At 33.2% G+C, this 7151-nt stretch carries 3 protein-coding genes and 2 pseudogenes; all 5 read left to right on the top strand.

Annotated features, from left to right (window positions below):
* Positions 1-281 precede the first annotated feature (281 nt).
* Positions 282-1373 (top strand): annotated as a pseudogene (locus tag JFC07_RS12740) (IS3 family transposase).
* A gap of 424 nt (positions 1374-1797) precedes the next feature.
* Positions 1798-3024 (top strand): O-antigen polymerase, encoded by a 1227-nt coding sequence (locus JFC07_RS12735; protein WP_198329197.1) that lies wholly within the window; start codon positions 1798-1800, stop codon positions 3022-3024.
* Between the two features lie 122 nt (positions 3025-3146).
* Positions 3147-4238: a glycosyltransferase gene (locus tag JFC07_RS12730; protein ID WP_198329196.1), complete on the top strand. Its 1092-nt coding sequence runs from the start codon at positions 3147-3149 to the stop codon at positions 4236-4238.
* Positions 4239-4353: 115 nt separating this feature from the next.
* Entirely contained in the window at positions 4354-5544 is a 1191-nt protein-coding gene (locus JFC07_RS12725) for a glycosyltransferase (RefSeq protein ID WP_198329195.1), read from the top strand.
* A gap of 193 nt (positions 5545-5737) precedes the next feature.
* A pseudogene (locus tag JFC07_RS12720) lies at positions 5738-6349 on the top strand (transposase); the annotation flags it as partial.
* Positions 6350-7151: the final 802 nt, after the last annotated feature.

Genomic DNA, 7151 nt, shown 5'->3' with positions numbered 1-7151 from the left:
ACGCTCGACCTCAAGCCAGTTTGTTTGCGCTTGGCCTGGATGTGTTGATTGAGGGTCTTCGTTTGGTGTTTTTTAACAATGATAAGACTGTACTTCGACAGTTAGTTAGCTTTTTAACCCCTAAACCTATGAAAATCGGGTGGGGATGATTTTTTTGTCGTGTGCAGAGAAGAAATATACTATTTAGATATCTTTTTTCTGACAAATGGTAATCATCCCAAGAAGTATTAACACGTAAAAGTAGAAACTAACTGCTAAAAATACTAGCAGGAGATCTTGACATAAAAAAATCAAGATTTACCGGCACACAGATTGTAAATATACTCAAACAGGCAGAACAAGGCGTACCTGTAAGTGACATAATGCGTGCATATAATATTAACCAAAGTACTTTTTACAACTGGCGATACAAGTACGGCGGTGTGGATGCCTCACTAATTATCCGTCTTAAAGAGAATTAGAGGCTGAGAACGCTCGTCTGAAAAAGATGTACGCCGAGGAATGTCTAAAATCAGATATCTTACAGGACGCTATGTCAAAAAAAATGGTAGCGCCCTCTAGGCGCAAAGAGCTTGCTCAGCATTACATCAAAGCCAAAGCCGTTAGTATACGCTTGGCTTGTCTGATATTTAACATCAGCACAACCTGCTATTACTATCAACCAAAGACAGCGGATGAGAATGAACAGATAGCCAAGCTATTGATTGAACTGACAAACGACCATAAAAACTGGGGCTGTAAGCTATGTTTTCTATATCTAAGAAGTGTATTGGGATTGCCTTACAACCATAAGCGTGTCTATCGTATCTACTGTGAGCTTGAATTAAACCTGAGAATAAAGCCTAAACGCCGTATTAAGCGAGACAAACCTAAAAAGCTTGCTGTTGCCCACTTGCATCAATCAAAGCTGGAGTATGGACTTTATGCACGATGCCTTAACCGATGGTAGGTCTATTAGATCCTTTAATGTCATTGATGACTTTAATCGTGAAGCATTAACCATAGAGGTCGACTTCTCACTACCTGCTCAAAGAGTGATACGCAGTTTAAATCAGCTCATGGAGTGCCGTGGTAAGCTTGATCAAATCAGGTGTGATAATGGCCCTGAATATATCAGCAATAATTTAAAGGACTGGGCTGATGAACAAGAGATTATCATTGAATATATTGAACCTCTTAATCCTAAGCAAAACGCCTATGTTGAGCGCTTTAATAAAACAGTATGTTATGATTGGCTTAATCAGGAGTTGTTTGATAGTTTAGATCAATTGAAACAGCAGGCCCAAACTTGGCTCAATCACTATAATAACGAGAGACCCAATATAGGTAATGGTGGCTTTACGCCGACTCAGAAACTTTATATGGCAGCTTAGTTCTACTGATTTAGTGTTTTAAATTTGGAGGTATCTCCAAATAAGCTAAGAATTTAGTATAGATCGTTTTTACCCAATTACGATACATTGAAAGCTTGAAGCTTAAATAACTAACAGGCTTATTATATATAAAATGGAAATAACTTATAATATTTTTTATGTATATTCAACATTAGTATGCGTAAACTATAATTGAATAGAGCATATATTCGAAATAAAATGATAGTAACTCTTCATTCTACTTAAAAACGATGTAATAATGATAAAAAATTTATTCTATATATCCTCTTTAGTATTACTAATATTTTTAAAACCTGAGAAATTTGAAGTATTCAGCCGTATATCCGTCTTTAACTTTTCAGTAATATACTTTTTATTAATACTCTACCACTTCTTGACCACCCGAGTTAGTGATAACAACTGGATGAGGTTCGATGTATTCTTTATTCTAGGTTTTACCATTGTACATCTGCAAATTCCCTTTTTGGCATCATTGGGTATAGAGCCAACCAGAGATTTTCATATTTGGATAAATAAAGATGTAGTTAATTACGCTACATGGATGAGCGTTGTCTCAATGAATATTTGGTTGGTTGGCTACTCACTGATTAAGTTAAGGTATAAGCCCTCTAGTAGATTTATCATATCAAATAAAAAAAAGAGGATGCTTGATATAATAACGACCTTGTCCCTGATAGGATTACTTTATAGCGCTGGTAGTATACTACTCAAAGGTCTGTATGATTTAGAGTCTTGGGGTGCAATCGCAACTTACATGCTTGCACTACTTAATGCTCTTTTAATTTTAAGAATAGTGTATTTTTTCTCTCAAATTCCATACGATAGCTCATACTTTAAGATTATTAACCAGCTCAAATACAACAAACTTTTTATTACAAACCTGCTTCTTTTCATAACTTTATTTTTCTTAGCGGGTGATAGAGGTGTTGTATTAGGTTTACTCTTAGTGATAGCTACCTCGTACTCTCTATTCGTAAAAAAGCTTGCTTTGAGACACATAGCTACTAGTATTATAGTTGGTGCTTTTATATTCACAATTATAGGTCTAGGGAGAGTTGGGGATGAAGATAGTCTTGACGACCGCAATATGTTTCAAAGAGGACTCGATACACTTGAAACTTCTAATAGAAGAGATAACATTACAGATGAATTAGCTTCGTCAGTGCGAATTCAATATAGGGCTCTCGATGTATTCCCCGAAAAGGAGGATTATTTAAAAGGAAAAACACATATTTCTACATTAGCTGGAATTATACCTTTTGGACCTTCTTTTATAATTGATTTACTACAGCTCGATTCCTCGTATCATAGTTCGGCCTCATACTTTACGTATTTAGGACAAGGAAGATATGCCAGTTATGGTGAAGGATCAGAAATTTTAGGCGATTTATATATTAACTACGGTTTATATATTACTTTTCTTGTTATGTTTATTTTTGGTTTATATTCAAAAAAGTGCTTTAAGGAAGCTAAAAATTTCAATATTTTCTACGTATTATTATACTGTATACTTGTAATGTTAGCTTTTAATATTAATAGAGGTACTATATTTTATTTATATAAAATATCTATTTATGTTATTTTTTTCCATCTATTATTTTCAATAAAGCTGAAAACAAATATTTCTTAGTTTAACTCCATTGAATATAGGTTGTATCTGGCTGGCGATAAAAGGTTTTATAAACTAGGACCTAGTGATTTTAAGTAAAAACTGATAGTTTATCAAACTTAAATATATTAAAAGGTAGTGATATGAATACAGCTTTTCTTGTAACTAATTTGGATAGTGGAGGTATTGAAAACTACCTTTTAAGATACCTCACACATGAATCTCATAACTTTAAGAAGTCATATATTATTTGTAAGTCCGGCACTACTGGACAACTTGAAAGTAGATTTCTAGAGATTCCAAATATCGAAATTATTCGTTTAAAAGTTGGTTACTTTAATATTGTGAATTTAAAGAATCTTTTCTTTTTCTATAAGAGAAAACGAATTAGTGCTGTCTGTGACTTTACAGGTAATTTTTCCGGGCTAAGTCTATTAGTAGCATATCTAGCAGCTGTACCTAAAAGAATCGCATTTTATAGATCATCAACAAGTCGATTTCCTCCTACTTTTTTACGAAATAAGTATAACTCTTTAATGAACCTACTGGTAAAGATTTTCGCAACTGATATTCTATCTAACTCAAAAGCCGCCCTAGATAATTATTTTTGTGTAGACTTAGATTTAGCACCTAAATTTGAAGTTATTAATAATGGCATTGATGCTGGGCAATTCTTAAGTAAGCGCATCGATTTAAGGCAAAGTCTAAATATAGATAGTAGCTCATTTATCATAGGCCATACTGGGAGGTATAATCCTGCTAAAAATCATAAGACAATTTTAAATGTTGCTGAAAAACTAATAAAAACTCATAGTGATATTTATTTTATTTTATGCGGTAATGGCGTGAAAAAAAATTTAACTTCTGAGGTAGTCAGCAGAGACTTATCCGGCAAAGTGCTATTATTCGAAAACAGAGAAGATATACCAAGTTTCCTAGAAACAATGAATTGCTTTTTCTTTCCATCAATAACCGAGGGGCAACCAAATTCATTAATTGAAGCATTAATAATAGGTTTACCATATGTAGCCTCTAATATACCATCTATTCAAGAAACTGTTTTCGATGATGAAAACCTTTACTCTCCTATGGACTCCCATGCTTTTGCAAAAGCCTTAATTAAACTATATAACGAGCGACCTGAGAAGAGTATGTCTATGCGTAAAAAAGCGACTGAAAAGTTCAGTCATAAAAAAACTTTTGGTAGATTCACTGCACGGCTGTGTAATATTTAATCTATTATAAAACCTATTTATCCCTCTAGCAGGTCTACTGATCACTTATTATCTTATCAAATAAATATATAGCTCAGAAATAACACAAGATCACTAATCTACAACTAGGAAAACCATGAATAAGTCAAGTCTTAAATGCCTATACATTTATGATAATAGGTTTATTAACTACCGTGGAAACATCTATTCTAAATCAAGGATGACAGATAGTGTATTCAGTCGTTATATAACACCTGAAGATAAGTTAACAGTTATAAGTAGAATGGAGTTTTATAATTCTCCGGAATCTCTTCATAAAGCCACTGAAATGACCCTAGAGAATGTAAATTTTAAGCCTATTAAGGGTTTATTTTTTTCAAGAGCATTTTCAATTCATTTAATAAAAAACTTAACTCTTTTTTCAAGCGAAATTAAAGATTCAGATTTTATTGTAACTAGATTACCTAGCTTTTTGGGTGTTTTTGGATTGACTCTTAATTTGCTTTTTAAGAAAAAGTTTTTTATCGAAGTCGCAGGCGATGCCCAAGACGCCTTACTGACCTCAAAAGATAATCCAAACTTACTATATAAGGGCTTTACACAAGTATTTTTCAAATTAAACCAGTTTTTTATAAAACAAGCAGATGGTGTAATTTACGTTACTAAAACTGCACTTCAGCGTAAATATCCTACTAAAAGCTATAGCAGCTATGCCTCTAACATAGAGATAGATATTCCTGAAAAAAATCTTAGTTATGATAACTACCAGTTCAAAGGTAATATAGTAAAAATAGGGCTCATAGGAGATTATAATAACCACTATAAAGGCATTAGAGAAGCTATTAGGTCTATTTGCCAACTACAGAAGTATGGATTCAATGTAGACCTTCATATTGTTGGTTCGGGGACACTTTTGACAGAATACATGCAATTAGCGAAGGACCTGAAAGTTGATAAAAATATATTTTTCAAAGGCAGATTAAAAGGCAATAAGGAAGTTTTAGGATGGCTTGAGTCTTTAGATTTATATATACAACCTAGTTATACTGAAGGATTACCAAGAGCTCTCATTGAGGCAATGAGTGTAGGGTTACCGTCTGTAGCTTCGGATGTTGGTGGAGTAGCTGAGCTAATACCTAGCGACTTTTTAGTGCATGCAAAAGACTCTAATGCTCTTACAAACAAGATTATTGAACTTTTAAATTCTCAGCAGTTAAGATTCGAATTAGGTAGTTTAAATTATAAAGTTTCAAAAAGTTATGATCAGTCTATATTAATTGCTCGTAGAAAATCATTTTGGAAAAAATGTAGAGCTATGATTGTTTAAGATATTTCATTGTGTCTATTCCTTTGATTATAAGAGCACCTTATTATGTTTCTAGCTGATAGTTCTTTTGGAACTCCGCTATTTAAGTTACCGGAATTGGTTATATCTTTAGCTAATAGAAAATTTGTCTAAACTCGCTATGTTAATCACCCAAAAAAATAACCCTACGTAAAAGTAGAAACTAACTGCTAAAATACCAGCAGGAGATTTCGATACAAAAAAGATTCTTAATATACTCAAACAAGCACAATAAGGCGCACCTGTCAGTGACATACTACGTGAACACAATATAAGCCAAAGCACCTTCTACAGATAGAGAAGCAAATATGGGGTGTATGGATGTGGATGTCTCAATGATTGCCTATTTTAAAGAATTAGAGGCTGAGAACGATTGTCTTAAAAAAATGTACGCCGAAGATCGTCTTAAATCAGACATCTTGCAGGATGCCATGTCAAAAAATTGGTAGCGCCCTCTAGGCGCAAAGACTTGGCTAAATATTACGTTGATGACCGTAATATAAGCATCCGCCTAGCCTGTCTGATATTTAGCATCAGCATAACCTGCTATTACTATCAGCCAAAGACAACGGATGTGAATGAGCAAATAGCTAAGCTATTAATTGATTTAACAAACAACCATAAAAACTGGGGCTTTAAGCTATGTTTTCTATACTTAAGAAGTATACTCGGATTACCTTACAACCATAAGCGAGTTTATCGTATCTACCGTGAGCTTGAATTAAACTTAAGAAAAAAGCCTAAACGCCATATTAAGCTAGATAAACTACAAACACTTGCTGTGCCAAATGATTGGCTCAATCACTATAGTAATGAAAGACCCAATATGGGCAATGGTGGCTTTACGCCGATTCAAAAACTTAATATGGCAGCTTAGTTCTACTTATTTGGTGTTTTAAATTTGGGGGTATTCCCAATACTACAGACAGTATTGTGTTAAGTCGGAGAACGTATCTAAAAAACATCTTCAGACTGAAGCTAAGTTACGTTTGAAAGAGTTTTCAAATCACACAAAACTAAACACACATTAGTATAGCAATATATAATGCACATTTTTATTCAATATTTTAGATTAAGTAGAATTTCGACTTTTACCAGAATTACTTAAATAGCCTTAAACTTAATGATACTATGGATTTTACTTGTCTTATATTGTATATGACCTAGGTGAAGTGGTAAATGATTATAACCTAAAGTTAGATTTTAAGTTTAGTGTCTATTTTTACAATGCTGAAATCTCATTATCTCAGCGTAAGGAAATTGTTAGTAAGGTATTAGGCTGTTATATACTAGATTCATACTCATTATCTGAATGCGCTCCTATCAATATAATAAGTATTCACTACATATTCACCTACTAACAGGTATATTGAGGTTCAGATGAAAATCTTAGACCTGCTAATAAAGGTAAGGTCTTAGTAACTTCTTTTACAACATGAGGCATTCCTTTAATTAGATATAATCTCTGCACACGACAAAAAAAACAAAAAAGTCTGTTAAAGCAAAGGCATAATAGTAATTTTTAAGACGAATCAGACCATGCCAAACTTTAACAGACTTAGTGAAACTTTAACCCAAAACCTGAGTAT

The sequence above is a fragment of the Psychrobacter faecalis genome (assembly GCF_016107575.1).
Classification (GTDB): domain Bacteria; phylum Pseudomonadota; class Gammaproteobacteria; order Pseudomonadales; family Moraxellaceae; genus Psychrobacter; species Psychrobacter faecalis.
The sequence above is the reverse complement of the archived record's forward strand: the minus strand, read 5'-3'. Positions and strand labels throughout refer to the sequence as shown.

Excerpts from the sequence above, each read along its gene's own strand:
- JFC07_RS12725 (WP_198329195.1), top strand. The coding sequence starts at position 4,354 with ATGAATAAGTCAAGTCTTAAATGCCTATACATTTATGATAATAGGTTT.
- JFC07_RS12735 (WP_198329197.1), top strand. The coding sequence starts at position 1,798 with ATGAGGTTCGATGTATTCTTTATTCTAGGTTTTACCATTGTACATCTG.
- JFC07_RS12730 (WP_198329196.1), top strand. The coding sequence starts at position 3,147 with ATGAATACAGCTTTTCTTGTAACTAATTTGGATAGTGGAGGTATTGAA.